A 15204-nucleotide genomic window follows, 5' to 3' on the forward strand; every position below is an offset into this window, starting at 1 on the left:
TAATGGTGTTTCCACAAGAAACAAACTATGCGAAGATTACAGCATACTATAGTGTTGCCCTTGAGCGTTTTTCCATGGATCCACATCAACACCCAGCGTGTGAGATCATGTTTGTGACCAAAGGGAAGTGTAAGATAAAGGTGCAAGATCAAGTAATTGTTCTGGAAAGAAATGATTTCGTTTTCATAAACGCGTTTGTGGAACACGCCTTACTCGTTGAAGGAGATTCCTGCACCTTACTGAATATTGAATTTCTTCTGAGTGAGACACCGTCCGGCCTTTGTGTTCGTGATGTTTTTGCATACATCAAAGGAAATGTACAATTGAATGAGCCTTACGCGAAAAGTCGCGATGTCCGCCAATTTGGACAAGCGATCAAGTCATTGCTGCAGCTGCTGATGATCGATGATACTCAAGAGCAACCGTCTGCTGAACGGCAATTTACGATCGAGCTCTTGTTTAAGCGGATGTTGATGGAATTAGCCTTTTCATTACGTACGAAAGAAACCAAACGGGGCAATTGCTATGTGAACGCTGCGGTCAACTATATTCAACAGCATTTTGATGAAGATATTCAAGTCTCCCAAATCGCAGCGGCGGTGGGGATTACGAAAGCCTACTTGCATAAACTCTTTCATGAGCAACTGGGAGTGACGGTCAACCATTTTCTCACCAGTGAGCGTCTGAAGCAGGCAGCATTTTTACTAAGCAATAGTCAGCTGCCAATCGTCGAAATTGCCGCTCAAGCAGGATTTAACAGTAGGCAGCACTTTAGCAATACCTTTAAACAGAAAAAAGGCATGAGTCCTAAAGCTTACCAGCTCTTATATAAGCAAACGATCAAAGAGGAGGCAGGGCAACATATCACAGGAGATGATCCGGCCTTTTTATTAATGAAGTAAATATGAAACGAATAATCAAACTTAAAAAATAAAAGAACAGGAGAACGAAATGAAAGAATTCGCATTAAACAAGATCCAGCTCACGGACGAGTTTTGGCAAGGATACCAAGAGCTTGTTCGCAAAGAAACGATTCCTTACCAATACCAAGTCCTAAATGATGAAATCGGTGTAGATGTTCAAGCAGAACGGGAAGATCCCAATTTGCCAGCTGGGAAAAGCCATGCCTTGGCGAATTTTCGCATCGCTGCAGGGCAAATGGAAGGGGAACATTTTGGCTGGTTTTTCCAAGATAGTGATGTCTACAAATGGATCGAGTCGGCTGGGTATAGCTTGTTGAATACTAGCGATCCGCAATTGGAAAAGACAGTAGATGAAGTGATTGACTTAGTTGCTGCGGCGCAAGAAGCAGATGGCTACTTAAATACCTTCTTTCAGTTGACCCGACCGAAGTTAAAATACCGTCAGCTGTATTTCAGTCATGAACTTTATTGTGCCGGGCATTTAGTCGAAGCGGCTATCGCATATGATCAAGCGACAGGCAAGGATAAATTACTGACCGTGGCAGAGAAAAATATCGCCAATATTTGCACGTATTTTGGGCGGGAGCCTGGAAAAATTCAAGGTGCAGATGGCCATCAAGAGATCGAATTGGCGCTGGTGCGTTTGTATGAATACACCGGTAAACAAACCTATTTGACATTAGCTGATTTCTTTCTTGAAGTACGTGGGGAAGATCCTGCCTTTTACGAAAAAGAAATTTTGAAAAACCAAGCGGATGGCTTATCGGATGAAACGCCAAGGGTAGACCTCACCTATTTACAAGCCTACGATCAACCTAAAAAGCAGCATGAAGCCAAAGGTCATGCGGTACGAATGCTGTATATGGCAAGCGGGATGGCAAAAGTCGCCCAGCATACCCAAGATCAAGAATTAATCGACGCTTGTGAAGCGATTTGGGAAGACATCGCCTATAAGAAAATGTATGTGACCGGGGGCGTCGGCTCAACCGTTCACGGGGAAGCCTTTGTCGGTCCCTATGATTTGCCAAATGATACGATGTATTGTGAAACTTGTGCAGCTATTGCATTGGTGCAATTTTCTTTTGAGCTGTTCAAACTAACCAATGAACCGAAATATTTAGCGACGATGGAACGAGCGTTGTATAATAGCGTTCTTTCTGGTGCGGCAATTGACGGCAAACACTTTTTCTACGTGAATCCTTTGGAGGTCAATCCCCAACGAGATCAGGAAAATCCTGATAAAGGCCACGTCAAAGCCCAACGACCTGATTGGCTCGGTTGTGCGTGTTGTCCGCCGAATTTTGCGCGGATGGTCGCTTCGCTGCAGCGCTTGGTTTACACTTGCGATCAAGAAAAGCTTTACGTGAATTTATTTGTAGCAAGCCGTTTAGAAGAACCTGACCAATTTACGTTTGAACAAACGGGCGGGTTTCCTTTTGCAGAGGACCTCACGATTCGCTATCAAGGCATTCCAAAGACGCTCATCATCCACAAACCTAACGGACTAAGTAAGTTTCAAATCGATAGTAAACACGAATGGCAGGAGACGAACGAGGCAATCATCTTTGAGGCAGTCGAAAACGTGACGGCCAATATCCGTTTTGAGCAACCATTGCAAATCTTGCGTGCGAATCCTCAGGTTATTCAAGCTATCAATCAAGTCGCATTGCAACGAGGACCCTTCGTGTATTGCATAGAAGAAGCCGACAATGGTCAAGCACTCTGGCGTTGCCGCATCGACCCACAAGCGCTGGAGGCGACCTTTGCGAAAGAGGATACGTTGTTGCCAACTACTTTACGTTTGGCGATCAAAGGCTACCAAAGCGAAGAATGGTCGGGAACAACCCTTTACGAAGAACGAGCGGAAACGGTCATACCTCGTACGTGGCAACTGATCCCATACCATTTATGGGGCAATCGGGGCATAGGCGAAATGCGCGTTTGGCTGCCGCTCGTTGTAAAGGAGTAAGAAGTAAGCAGGGCCAAAGAGCTTCCCAAAAAGGAGGCTCTTTTTTTTCTATGTAAAAATAGCGGGAAAAGTTCGCTGTATATAAGTGCATTATTGTATTTTTGACGTGCTCAATCAGGTACGCTATAATTATATCAAGAAAAGGAGGAGAGGCAATGGCTAATACAACGATGAATCCTAGCACTGCTCGCAAAAATTTTTATCAGTTATTGAAAGATGTAAATGAAAACCATACTGAAATTGAGATTATTAGTGATCGTAGTGGAAACAATGCGGTGTTGATTGGGCTAGAAGACTGGAGAGCGATTCAAGAAACCCTTTTTCTTGAGCAAACAGGTACTCTAGACAAAGTACGAGACCGCGAAAAAGACGACAGTGGCTTTACGGATATCGATGATATTGATTGGGAAGCTCTTTGATGAGTAACTATACAGTCGCAATCAAAAACTCTGCGAAAGTGGATCTAAGGAAAATCAAACAATCGAATTTAAAGAAACAGTTTGAAGAAGTGATTCAGACCTTGAAGGAAGATCCATATATGCCCACGCAGTCTTTTGAAAAGCTGAGACCTACACATGAAGGCAGATATTCACGTAGGCTGAATAGGCAACATCGAGTGGTTTACAAAGTTGATGAGGAAAATAAAGTTGTGGAAATTTATTCTGCATGGACACATTATGAATGAAGAGTGAAGAGCTGATTTTTTAGCTAGTTGACCAAGAGCTTCCCAAAAAGGAGGCTCTTTTTTTCTAAACTCAACCTTCTTGGATTTGTTGCATGATTTCTTTAATTTGTTCCTATATTCCTACCTTTGAAAGCGTTATCGTTTTAGTGTAGGAATGTTGGCGGGTTTATGTAAAACAAGGAGGAAGAAGTGTGACAAGGAAAATCAGTAAAGTTGGCGTATCTTTGTTGGTATTGGCAGCGGCAACGGCAATCGGCGGCTGCACCCAAAGTGAGGCGAAGACAACGGGAAAAGTCGTTTACCAGGAAACAGCCAAAAGTACGTTGGAAAAAGCGATGGACAATCAACCGGAGTCGTCTTATTGGTTCCCAGAGGATTTGTTGGCATGGTCTTTTGAAAAAGATCCAGATGCGAAATACAATACCAGCGTTGTTCCATTAGCGCAGCGGGCAGCTAAAGAGACGTTGCCGAAGATGAATGACACGCAAACGGCAGAAACCAAAGTCGTGGCGCTTTCGATCATGAATAGCAGTACGAGCGGCAATGCACCACGAGGGATCAATACCTTTGATGCCAATGTCTTTTCTTATTGGCAATACATTGATCAATTGGTTTATTGGGGCGGCTCTTCTGGCGAAGGGATCATCGTACCACCAAGTCCTGATGTGACAGATGCTGCTCATAGGAATGGCGTGCCGGTTTTAGGAACGATCTTCTTTCCGCAAACTGCCCATGGTGGGAAGCTGGAATGGCTAGATATGTTTTTAGCTAAGGATGAGGATGGCAATTTTCCGATCGTAGAAAAGATGATCGAAGTTGCCAATACGTATGGCTTTGATGGCTGGTTCATCAATCAAGAAACCGATACGGCGGTCACTAGTTTTGATGATGCAGCGGAAGGTGTCGAACAATCGGGGGCTGATGGTAAAGGACTAAATGAAAGCCACGCCAAAGCGATGCAAGAATTGATCGCCCAATTCAAAGAACAAGCCGACGATCATTTAGAGATCATGTGGTATGATTCCATGACGAGTGATGGGAAAATGGATTGGCAAAATGCTTTGACGGATAAGAACAAAGCCTATTTAGTGGATGCAGAGATGAACCCATTGGCAGATAGTATGTTCTTGAATTTCTGGTGGACCACTGACAAACTGGCGGACAAAGAGCTGTTGAAGGCCTCCAATGAAAAAGCCCGTGAAATCGGTGTCGATCCTTACGATCTTTTTGCTGGGATCGATGTGCAAGAAAATGGCTATGCAACGCCTGTGCGCTGGGATCTGTTTACGGATGAAAAAGGCGTTCCTTATACCTCATTGGGCCTGTATGTACCTAGCTGGACCTATTCTTCTGCTAGTACGCCGGATGATTTCCAAAGCAAAGAGAATGCTTTTTGGGTCAATAACACGGGTGATCCTCGGGAAAGCCAGCTGCCAGAAGCGACAGAGTGGCCTGGGATCTCCACCTATGCCCTGGAACAGACCGCTATCACAGAGCTGCCTTTTGTGACGAATTTTAGTCTGGGGAATGGCTACAACTATTTTATCGAGGGAGAAAAAGTGTCCAGCCGCAATTGGAACAACCGAAGCTTGCAAGCTGTTTTGCCGACCTATCGTTGGGTCTTTGACCATGGAAAAGACAATGATTTGGCTGTATCAATCAATTATGCGGATGCCTATAATGGCGGAAATGCACTGAAACTACGTGGACAGATGACAAAAGGTAGTACCAGTCACATGGCATTGTATCAGACAGCATTTCCTGTGACGAAAAAGACGAAGCTGACGACGACTGTCAAAGCAACGGTACCGATAGCTCTTGATTTGGTCGTGACTTTAGCTGATGGTTCAACACAAACGATCAAAGGAGACAAAGAGGTCGCAACAGACTGGACGACGATCACTTACTCATTGAAAGACATCAAAGGGGAAGTGACAGCGATCGGTTATGACATAACCACGAAAGAAACCAGTGATGTCTATGAGTTGAATCTAGGGCAATTAACGATCGGAGATCAGAAAGCAGAGAAATTCGCTGCCGAAGCATTGACGGTTGAGGATGTGCTCTTTGATGAAGAAGAGGGCAACTATGCGGGGGTCCGTTTAACGTGGGAAGCTGCCAAGGACAAGACAGCTGCGGTTTATGAGGTCTACCAATTGAACGATGACGGCTCACGCTCCTTCTTAGCAGCTACGCCAGCAACCAACCACTATTTGAATGCCGTTGAACGACCAAAAGGGACGAAAACCAAGTTCGCGGTGGTGGCAGTGGATCGCTATGGCAATCGCGGCAAGCTATCCGATACGGTGGAGATCACTTGGCCAAACAATCAGCTGCCAAAAGCAGCCTTTACAGCCTCTAAAACCTTAGCGGCACCGGGGGAAACGATCACCTTCACGAATACCTCATCTGCGAATGCCGAAGCATTTGAATGGACGTTTGAAGGCGGCGATATCACAAGCAGTACAGAAGAAAATCCCCAAGTGACCTATTCGGAACCAGGTACCTACAAAGTCACGCTTGTTGCCAAAAACGAAGCAGGAGAGACCCCTCTGGAAATGGCGGGATTGATCACGATTTCTGCTGATGCGCCGAAAGAGTTGCTGCTGCTTTCAAAAGATGCCGAAGCAACTGCTTCATCGTTTGTCAATGATGCCGAAGCACCAGCTTTTGCCCTCGATGGTGATTTGAGTACGAAGTGGTGTGCGACAGGCAATGCGCCTCATGAGTTGATGATCGATCTCGGTCGACCACAAACGGTCAGTGAAGTACGCCTCGCCCATGCGGAAGCTGGTGGAGAAGGTCCAGACATGAATACGCGGGCGTATACGGTGCTCGTCAGTGAAGATGGCAAAGACTATGAGCCAGTTTCACGAACGTTGAAAAATGAAGCAGGCAATAGCACCAATACGTTTGCCGTCAAGAAGGTGCAATATGTAAAAATCAGTATTGATAAACCAACACAAGGAGCAGACTCAGCAGCCCGAATCTATGAAGTCGAAGTATACGGAATGGATAAATAGCAAAAAAGAGCAGGGCGTTAACCCTAAAAAGGGAAGCGGCTGAAGCGATGCTTTTCTGAAAAATGACCGAACCAAAAAAGCCGTTGCGACCAATAAATGGTCACAACGGCTTTTGCTTTTTCCCAATAAGATTAGCGTGAAGTACGGCTGGCGGGATCTAAGCGGCGTTCAATAAAGCTCAATCCAAGATCCGTAATGATCGCCATCAAGGCAGTTGGTAAAGCACCGGCTAAGATGATCGATGCACCATCTGTCGCATTGGTTCCGCGGATGATGATGTCCCCCAGTCCACCAGCACCAACGAAAGCCCCAATGGCGGTGATACCGATCGCCACGACTAAGGCGTTTCGAATCCCTGCCATGATCACCGAAACAGACAAGGGCAATTCGATCATATACAATCGCTGCCAGCTAGTCATCCCCATCCCTTTGCCGACATCTAACGTATTGCGGTCGACTTGGCGCATGCCGGTATAGGTATTTTTGATGATCGGTAACAAAGAATAAAGGAAAATCGTTAAAATCACGACATTCACACCTAAGCCCATGCCGATCATTAAAATCGAGATCATCGCTAAAGATGGAATCGTCTGGATGATATTGGCGAAACGAATCACCCAATCTGCCAAACGCATTTTTTTAGAAATCAAGATCCCGATTGGAATGCCGACGATCGAGGCAAAAAGTACCCCGTAGATTGAAATCAAGAAGTGACGAATGAACTGGGCAAAAACATAGCCGCCGTTTTCTTGAAAATAGAAAAGAAATTGTTGGAATAAATTCATGTCTGCCATTTCGTCACTCTCCTTCGAAGTAATTATTTTCTTCTAAGAAACGTTCGGCAACTACCGTTGGTTCTAGAAGGTCATTATCCACTTGGTAATTCAATTCTTGCATTTTTTCGGTATCGATTTTGCCTGCTAATTTGTTCAGGGCATCGCCGATTTCAGGTGTTTCTTTCAACAATTTGTCATCGACGATCGGTGCGGCATCATAAGGCGGGAAGAAGTTTAGATCATCTTCCAGCATCACGAGATCGTAACTGCCGATCCGGCCGTCGGTTGAGTACCCTAAAACGATATCCATTTTTCCGTTATCAACAGCATCATAAACGAGACCGATCTGCATCGGTAGGATATTTTGGAAAGAGAACCCATAGGCTTTCTGGAAGCCATCGTACCCATCGCCGACCCGTGTAATCCACGCGGTATCGACCCCTGCAACCAATTGATCTGCGACATCTTTCAAGTCACTGACTTTTTCCAATCCGTATTCTTCGGCAGTATCTTTTCTGACAAGAAAGACATACGTGTTATCAAAGCCGTAAGAAGGGAACCAAGTCTGTTGGTACCGTTGCTCAAATTCTGATTTGACTTTGTCAAAGGCGGCTTGCGGATCAGATTCTGGCTCCAACCCTAACGTCGTGGTCAAGTCAGTTCCTGTGTAGCGGGCAGCTGAGATCGACGCATCGCCATTCATCATCGCTTGGTGATTGATGGTCGTTGTTGCTAAGTTGTTAATGACGGTTGTGTTTTTATCCGTATAGTGTTCGACCATACCGGCAACCACCGCGCCAAGAATTTGGGCTTCGGAAGTGATCCCACCTGTGATCGCCACGGTATTCTCATCAGAAGTCGAAGCTAAACCGGGAAAGGAACAGCCGGACAGTAAAGCGACACCTAAGGAAAACAACAGCGCTAATTTTGAAGTTTTTTTCATTACGCATCCCCCCTTAAGGCAGCTGGTGTCAGTTTGTTTTCTAACAAACCCAGTAACCAGTCAGCTAATAAAGCAAAGATCGTCACTGGAATCGTCCCAGCAAAAATCAAAGGCGGTTGGTAGTTGTTTAGTCCGCTAAAGATCAAATCACCAAGTCCACCGGCACCAATGTAAGAAGCCAAGGTAGCCCAGGCTAAAACATACACGGCCGATAAGCGGATCCCTGCCATGATCGTTGGGATCGCTAGAGGTAATTCCACACTGATGATCGACTGCAAGTTGGTCATCCCCATCCCTTTGGCAACATCGCGGTAATTCCAATCGACTTTTTTCATTCCAATGTAGGTATTTCGCAAAATCGGCAACAAGGAATAAATGAAAAGAGCGACGATAGCAGGGACTTTTCCGACACCTAAAATCGGGATCATCAATGCCAATAGTGCCAAAGAAGGCACGGTTTGCAACGCACTGGTGATGCCGATCACGACCGTTGCTGCTTTGGGGAAACGGGTCAAGATCACACCGATCGGTACGGCAACAAGAATCCCTAAGAGCAAAGCAGCAAAGGAGATATACAAGTGTTCGAGACTTTTGGTGACCAATTGGCCGCCATATTCATTAAAGAAGCTTTGCATGCGCTAGACCTCCTCAGTTTCTTCAGGTTTCGCCGACTCAATGGCTTCCATGATCGATGGCTCATCGCCCCAAATCACGTCATAAACGATATCAACTAAGGAAGCACGGGTCAAAATCCCGACTAAATGTTTGTCGGCATCTACTACTGGGACATATTTTAAGCCGCGTTTTAAGATGCGTTGCAAGGTATCCCGCAACAAGGTGGTTTCACGAACGAAAAAGACATCTTTGTTCAAGATATCGCCGACACTAGTAACTTTGCCACGGTTGCGGTCGATGGATTCGACATCGATGTAGCCTTTTAGCACGTTGCTATTGTCGGTAACCAGCAAGGTATCGACCCGTTTTTCCCGCATCAAATGAATCGCTTCTTGTAAGGATTTTTCTGGTGTGATAGCGATCGGGGTATTCAACATCACGTCTTTGACTGGCGTTGTGTCAGGTTTTGCTTGCAACAAGCGGTCCTCACCGATCAACTCTTCCACAAACGGTGTTGCTGGGTGTTGCAGAATATTTTCTGGTGTATCAAATTGAATGACTTTTCCTTCACTCATGATCACGATGCGGCTAGCAAGTTTCAATGCTTCATCCATATCATGGGTAACGAAGACGACGGTTTTTCCAAGCCGTTCTTGCAAGTCTTTGACCAAATCTTGTAGGGAATCACGAGTGATTGGGTCTAGTGCGCCAAAAGGCTCATCCATTAAGATGACATCTTGGTCAGCTGCCAAGGCACGGACAACACCGATCCGTTGCTGTTGGCCCCCAGATAATTCGTTGGGGTAGCGGTCGAGCATTTCTCGCGGCAATTCCACCAAATCGATCATGCGCTCGGCAGTTTTGTTGCGTTCTTCTTGGCTGACTTTTAACAATTTTTGAACCAATGTAATGTTTTCCCGAATCGTCATGTGAGGCATCAAACCGATGCTTTGGATCACATAGCCGATTTGACGGCGTAATTCCACTGGGTTGATCTCTGTAACGCTTTTTCCATTGATCAAGATTTTTCCTTTAGAAGGATCCGTCATACGGTTGATCATCCGCATACAAGTCGTCTTTCCGCTACCACTTGTCCCGATGAAGCAAATGAATTCGCCTTTTTCAAAGGAAAGATTCACATCTTCAACAGCGACTTTACCACCTTTGTAAATTTTGGATACCTGCTGAAACTCAATCATGATGTCACCTCTATTTTTATTTAAGCAATCTGAATAATGGCTTAGAATCTGTACTAAGTATGCCGAAAAGTCCCTTGTTATTCAAATAATCTGCCCATTTTTTTCATAATTGTATAGACAAAACCGAAAATAGCGCCATAAGCAAGTCCAAATTAAGGAGCGATGCATAGGGAAAAGAAACGGCGAAGATCCCCCGTTATTTTTCATTGGGAAAAAGGGGGCTTTTTTGCAGAACGCCTTGGCAGCAGTCTCTTTATTTTTTTCTAAGAAAGGGCAGAATAAAAAGCTGTTTTTTCAATTTTTATAAAAACATGCTAGAATAGAGAAGAATTTAGGGAAAGAGAGGAACAACATGCTTACAACTGAAGATTTTGATTTTGAATTACCGGAAGAACTGATCGCCCAAACGCCATTAAGCGATCGCTCAAGTTCCCGTTTATTAGTGGTTGACCGTGAGACTGGCAAATTTGAGGACAAGCACTTCTATAACATCATTGATGAATTGGCACCAGGGGATGCTTTGGTGATGAATGATACGCGGGTATTACCAGCTCGTATCTATGGCGAAAAACAAGAAACAGGTGCTCATTTAGAAATCCTTTTACTGAATAATATTGAAGGGGATACGTGGGAAACCTTGATCAAGCCAGCCAAAAGAGCCAAAGTCGGCACGAAGATCACCTTTGGCGACGGACGATTAGAGGCAGTGGTGGAAGAAGAGCTCGATCACGGCGGCCGGATCATTCGTTTTCAATACAAAGGAATCTTTTTAGAGATTCTGGAATCACTTGGCGAAATGCCGTTACCGCCTTACATCAAAGAACGGCTAGAAGACCCAGACCGCTATCAAACGGTTTATGCCAAAGAAAACGGCTCAGCTGCTGCACCAACTGCCGGCTTGCATTTTACCCCAGAATTGCTGGAGCAGATCGCAGCAAAAGGCGTCAAGCTGGTTTATCTGACTTTGCACGTTGGTTTAGGAACGTTTCGTCCAGTGAGTGTCGATAATATCGCTGATCATGAGATGCACAGCGAATTTTACCGTTTGACAGAAGAAGCTGCCGCTCAATTGAACGAGGTTCGGGCAAATGGCGGCAAGATCGTTGCAGTCGGAACGACTTCGATCCGTACGTTAGAAACCATTGGGACTAAGTTTGATGGGCAAATCAAAGCCGATAGTGGGTGGACGAGTATTTTTATCACGCCAGGCTATCAGTTTAAAATCGTGGAAGCTTTTTCTACCAACTTCCATTTACCAAAATCAACCTTAGTGATGTTAGTCAGTGCCTTTGCAGGACGCGACCTAACACTTTCTGCCTACCAGCATGCCATCGATGAGCGGTATCGCTTCTTTAGCTTTGGCGATGCGATGTTCTTAAAATAAACAAAAAAACTGAGCGACGTAAGCGGCTCTTTAAGTTGAAACAATTTCTCAACTTTTAGAACTGCTTTTTTGTCGCCCAGCTTACTACTAGAGGAAGGTATAAGTGGTGGTCGCTTTTTGTGGTCCATGCAAAGCAATGTTTCTCGAAAATTTGTTTTCATTTACAAACTTACACATGTTTCGTGTATTCCGATACAAAATGAGACGTATCATTTTTCGATATGGAAATGTTCGATCCTTGTTACGTTTTTCTTCTTGTTACTTTACACGTTTGGTACTAGGTGAAACTTGTACGTTCAACAACTTTTAGTAGATTGAGTTTGCGATATTTACGAAAACCACCAACAGAGTTGCTACCTTCCTTACACGTATACTATAACACGAAACGGAAGCGTTTGCAAAAGAAAAAGGTCGTTTTCCTCAAAAAAAAAGACCGGCGAACCGATCTTTTAAGCAAGTGCTCGTTTAGGCAGATTGTCATAAAACGCTGCTTTGGTTGCACTGATGTAAGGTGTCAGCCATAAGTAGCCGATTCCTGCAGTCATGATGGCCAAAATGTGCCAGCCGATGAAGCTCAGATCAAGGATGAACAGTTGACCTTTGTAGCCTCTCATTAAATGACGGCTACCTGTGATGCAGCTGAGAAAATCTGGTCGCATGCCAGTTTCTTCATAAGTATCATAAAAGACAAAATATGCTTGAGAATAAGAATAAGCTTTGATGATCCCAGGAATGATAAACAGGAATGTCCACAACGTCGTGAAGATAGTCGACAAAATATAAATGACGATGATCCCTAACACGAAAGCACCACTGAAGCCACGAAAGACATCAGAAAAGGGTTGGATCGACTGTTTTTTACCGCGTAAAAGATCAAGGAAAGTCCAAGAGATCCCAGCACCGAATAAGGCAGAAAATAGACCGCTGATCAAACCGCCGCCGCCACTGCCACCACTGCCGCCAGCGGAATTGACTGCATCGGTAGAACCAAGATCATTGAACATACCGCTTTGATACAATGGAATAACAGTAAGGACGATAATGACGAATGCGATAGCGATCGAGATCAAAGTCGGTACAATACACATCAAAACACTGTCTTTCCAGCGGCCTCTCAGGATTGCTTTTGCTTCTGCTTTTAGTTCTCTATTTGATTTCATTTCAAAAAACCTCCCTTCAATATAAATAACATGATAGCAAACTTTCGCTAAATCTTCAAAAAAAAGTAATAGATGTTTCGCATAACTAGGAGAAAATACTCTTAGTTTCTTTAAACTTCCTTGCAAAATGTAAGGGCAACCCTTATCATAGATAGCGTTGCACAGTTAATCGAGTATAGAGAGAAAGTAGGGAAATGAATGACGGAACCAGCCATTCGTTATCGTCTGATAAAGAAAGAAAAGCATACCGGTGCCCGTTTAGGCGAATTGATCACGCCTCACGGAACCTTTCCAACGCCAATGTTCATGCCAGTCGGCACATTAGCAACGGTCAAAACCCTTGCCCCTGAAGAGTTGAAAGAAATGGGTGCAGGCGTCATTTTAAGCAATACCTATCACTTGTGGTTACGTCCAGGAGAAGACATTGTTGCAGAAGCAGGCGGCTTACATAAATTTATGAATTGGGATCAACCAATCTTAACAGATTCAGGTGGTTTCCAAGTCTTTTCATTAGCCGAAATGCGCAACATCGTCGAAGAAGGTGTCCATTTCAAAAACCATTTGAATGGGTCGAAAATGTTTTTATCTCCTGAAAAAGCGATTGATATCCAAAACAAATTAGGGTCAGATATCATGATGAGTTTTGATGAGTGTCCGCCATTTGATGAAAGCTATGACTACGTCAAAAAATCGGTGGAACGGACGTCTCGCTGGGCGGAGCGTGGCTTGAAAGCCCATGCCAATCCAGATCGGCAAGGCTTGTTTGGGATCATTCAAGGTGCAGGATTTGAAGACTTGCGCAAGCAAAGTGCCCAAGACTTGATCAGTATGGACTTCCCAGGGTATTCCATCGGCGGCCTGTCAGTTGGCGAACCAAAAGCGGAAATGAATCGCGTGTTGGAATTTACAACTCCGTGGATTCCAGAAAACAAACCACGTTACCTGATGGGCGTTGGGGCAGCTGACTCCTTGATCGATGGCGTGATTCGTGGTGTCGATATGTTCGACTGCGTTTTACCAACACGGATCGCAAGAAACGGTACCTGTATGACTTCAAAAGGTCGTTTAGTCGTGAAAAATGCGCAATATGCCCGTGACTTTCGACCAATTGACGAGAAGTGTGATTGCTATACATGTAAAAACTATTCTCGTGCGTACATCCGCCACTTGATCAAATGTGATGAAACCTTTGGTATGCGTTTGACGTCTTACCACAATGTCTACTTCTTATTGAATCTGATGAAAAATGTCCGTCAAGCCATCATGGATGACAACTTGTTGGAGTTCCGTGAGCATTTTATTGAAGAGTATGGGTTCAACAAGGAAAATGCGAGGAATTTCTAACATTCTCTACTAAAATGGTGGGAATAATAGAGGAATTCTGATAAAGTATCTTATAGGAAAGAAAATAAATCGAGGTGAAAAAAATGGCACAATCTTTACCAATGCTCTTTATGCTGGTTGCTTTAGTGGCAATGTGGTTCTTTATGAGTCGTTCACAAAAGAAACAACAGCAAGAGCGTAAAAATCTTTTAGAAAATATGAAAGCTGGCGATGAAGTCGTAACCATCGGCGGACTCCACGGCGTTCTTTCTGAAGTCAACACAGAAAAAAGTACCGTGATCATCGACTGTGAAGGAATTTTCTTAGAGTTTGATCGTTCAGCGATCCGCACAGTGAAACCCGGAACTGTTGCATCCGTTGAGACACAAATCGAACCAGCTGATGTCGAAGACGCAACGAGCATCCAAGACGAAACCAAAGAATAAGCACAAACGCACCGTCGCTTTCTCAGAAGCGATGGTGCATTTTTTTAGTAGTCGGACAGTTTCTAAAGTAAAACAAGCACCGCAGCAAAACAGAGATCGCTCGTTTTGCTGCGGTGCTTTGATTGCCTTCGTTACTCGATCGGAATCAGTTTCTTTGACGCTTGTTTGCCTTGGTCTTTTGGCAACGTCAATTTCAAAATTCCTTCAGCGTAAGAGGCTTTGATTTCATCCTCTTTGACGTTTTCTAACAGGTATTGCCGCCGAACGCTTGTCAAGCTGCGCTCGCTGCGAACCAGACGTCCTTTTTCATCTTCGGTCGCATGATCCGTCTGGTGTTGTCCCATAATCGTTAAAACCCCATTTTCATAGGTTACTTGAATATTTTCTTTAGGGATGCCAGGCAGTTCTGCTTCAACGAGAAATTCCTTGTCATTCTCGTGAATATCGGTTTTGATCAGGTTCGATGGAAACCCATCAAAAAAACTGCGGCCAAAATCTTCAAAGAAATCAAAAGGTGTCATACTGTATGAATCTGAGCGGCGTGGCACAATCTCATGTGTCATAAGAATCATCCTTTCTTTATTCTTTTGTTTTTACACTTTTTATTTTATTCATTTTTTAGCGAATTTCAAGTGATTTACTCGCTTTAAAAAAATCTTAAAAAACCTTTGATACCAACGTTTTTCTCCTTGATTTTGGCGTGTTTTTACCTTGCTTCGTTCCTGTTTTCCCCCTCATTTCGCCTGCTTTTTCTGCGT

At 44.3% G+C, this 15204-nt stretch carries 14 protein-coding genes; 8 read left to right on the top strand and 6 right to left on the bottom strand.

Features of this window, described 5'->3' with window-relative positions; all coding sequences use genetic code 11:
* Positions 1-2 precede the first annotated feature (2 nt).
* The 5 genes from ACI3E5_RS07650 (at position 3) to ACI3E5_RS07670 (ending at position 6600) form a co-directional block, all read left to right on the top strand.
* Entirely contained in the window at positions 3-902 is a 900-nt protein-coding gene (locus tag ACI3E5_RS07650) for a helix-turn-helix domain-containing protein (RefSeq protein WP_270273155.1), read from the top strand.
* A gap of 49 nt (positions 903-951) precedes the next feature.
* Positions 952-2892 (top strand): glycoside hydrolase family 127 protein, encoded by a 1941-nt coding sequence (locus ACI3E5_RS07655; RefSeq protein ID WP_498821236.1) that lies wholly within the window; start codon positions 952-954, stop codon positions 2890-2892.
* A gap of 155 nt (positions 2893-3047) precedes the next feature.
* Positions 3048-3311: a type II toxin-antitoxin system Phd/YefM family antitoxin gene (locus ACI3E5_RS07660; RefSeq protein WP_086293915.1), complete on the top strand. Its 264-nt coding sequence runs from the start codon at positions 3048-3050 to the stop codon at positions 3309-3311.
* Positions 3311-3577 (top strand): Txe/YoeB family addiction module toxin, encoded by a 267-nt coding sequence (locus ACI3E5_RS07665; RefSeq protein WP_002294198.1) that lies wholly within the window; start codon positions 3311-3313, stop codon positions 3575-3577. Before ACI3E5_RS07660 ends, ACI3E5_RS07665 begins: the two co-directional genes overlap by 1 nt.
* Positions 3578-3768: 191 nt before the next feature.
* Entirely contained in the window at positions 3769-6600 is a 2832-nt protein-coding gene (locus ACI3E5_RS07670; RefSeq protein ID WP_498855860.1) for an endo-beta-N-acetylglucosaminidase, read from the top strand.
* Positions 6601-6731: 131 nt separating this feature from the next.
* Here ACI3E5_RS07670 and ACI3E5_RS07675 read toward each other — a convergent pair whose 3' ends face one another.
* From ACI3E5_RS07675 to ACI3E5_RS07690, 4 genes are read right to left on the bottom strand one after another with little or no spacing between them, the layout of a single operon-like run.
* On the bottom strand, positions 6732-7394 hold the full coding sequence (locus ACI3E5_RS07675; protein WP_005227316.1) for an ABC transporter permease: 663 nt from the start codon (positions 7392-7394) through the stop codon (positions 6732-6734).
* 4 nt (positions 7395-7398) lie between these two features.
* Positions 7399-8319, bottom strand: coding sequence for an osmoprotectant ABC transporter substrate-binding protein (locus ACI3E5_RS07680; protein WP_010748740.1), 921 nt, complete (start codon positions 8317-8319; stop codon positions 7399-7401).
* Positions 8319-8954, bottom strand: coding sequence for an ABC transporter permease (locus ACI3E5_RS07685; protein ID WP_016609633.1), 636 nt, complete (start codon positions 8952-8954; stop codon positions 8319-8321). Before ACI3E5_RS07685 ends, ACI3E5_RS07680 begins: the two co-directional genes overlap by 1 nt.
* Before the next feature lie 3 nt (positions 8955-8957).
* Positions 8958-10133, bottom strand: a complete 1176-nt coding sequence (locus tag ACI3E5_RS07690) for a betaine/proline/choline family ABC transporter ATP-binding protein (protein ID WP_498821233.1) — start codon at positions 10131-10133, stop codon at positions 8958-8960.
* 352 nt (positions 10134-10485) lie between these two features.
* On the opposite strand from ACI3E5_RS07690, the gene queA reads away from it, so the two are divergent.
* The gene (queA, locus tag ACI3E5_RS07695; protein WP_010748742.1) at positions 10486-11517 is read left to right on the top strand and encodes a tRNA preQ1(34) S-adenosylmethionine ribosyltransferase-isomerase QueA; all 1032 of its coding nucleotides are present in this window, start codon (positions 10486-10488) and stop codon (positions 11515-11517) included.
* A 449-nt stretch (positions 11518-11966) separates the two neighbouring features.
* Here queA and ACI3E5_RS07700 read toward each other — a convergent pair whose 3' ends face one another.
* Complete coding sequence (locus ACI3E5_RS07700) at positions 11967-12677, bottom strand: DUF975 family protein (RefSeq protein WP_034857863.1); 711 nt, start codon at positions 12675-12677, stop codon at positions 11967-11969.
* 198 nt (positions 12678-12875) lie between these two features.
* Between ACI3E5_RS07700 and tgt the strand changes: the two genes are divergently transcribed.
* Positions 12876-14021 carry a tRNA guanosine(34) transglycosylase Tgt gene (gene tgt / locus ACI3E5_RS07705; RefSeq protein WP_005227333.1) on the top strand — a complete coding sequence of 382 codons (1146 nt, stop codon included), beginning with the start codon at positions 12876-12878 and terminating at the stop codon, positions 14019-14021.
* An 83-nt stretch (positions 14022-14104) separates the two neighbouring features.
* Positions 14105-14446: a preprotein translocase subunit YajC gene (gene yajC, locus ACI3E5_RS07710; protein ID WP_005232170.1), complete on the top strand. Its 342-nt coding sequence runs from the start codon at positions 14105-14107 to the stop codon at positions 14444-14446.
* Positions 14447-14577: 131 nt separating this feature from the next.
* Here yajC and ACI3E5_RS07715 read toward each other — a convergent pair whose 3' ends face one another.
* Positions 14578-15009, bottom strand: coding sequence for an Hsp20/alpha crystallin family protein (locus ACI3E5_RS07715; protein ID WP_074934386.1), 432 nt, complete (start codon positions 15007-15009; stop codon positions 14578-14580).
* Positions 15010-15204 lie beyond the last annotated feature (195 nt).

Source organism: Candidatus Enterococcus avicola (assembly GCF_047470845.1).
Lineage (GTDB): Bacteria > Bacillota > Bacilli > Lactobacillales > Enterococcaceae > Enterococcus_D > Enterococcus_D casseliflavus.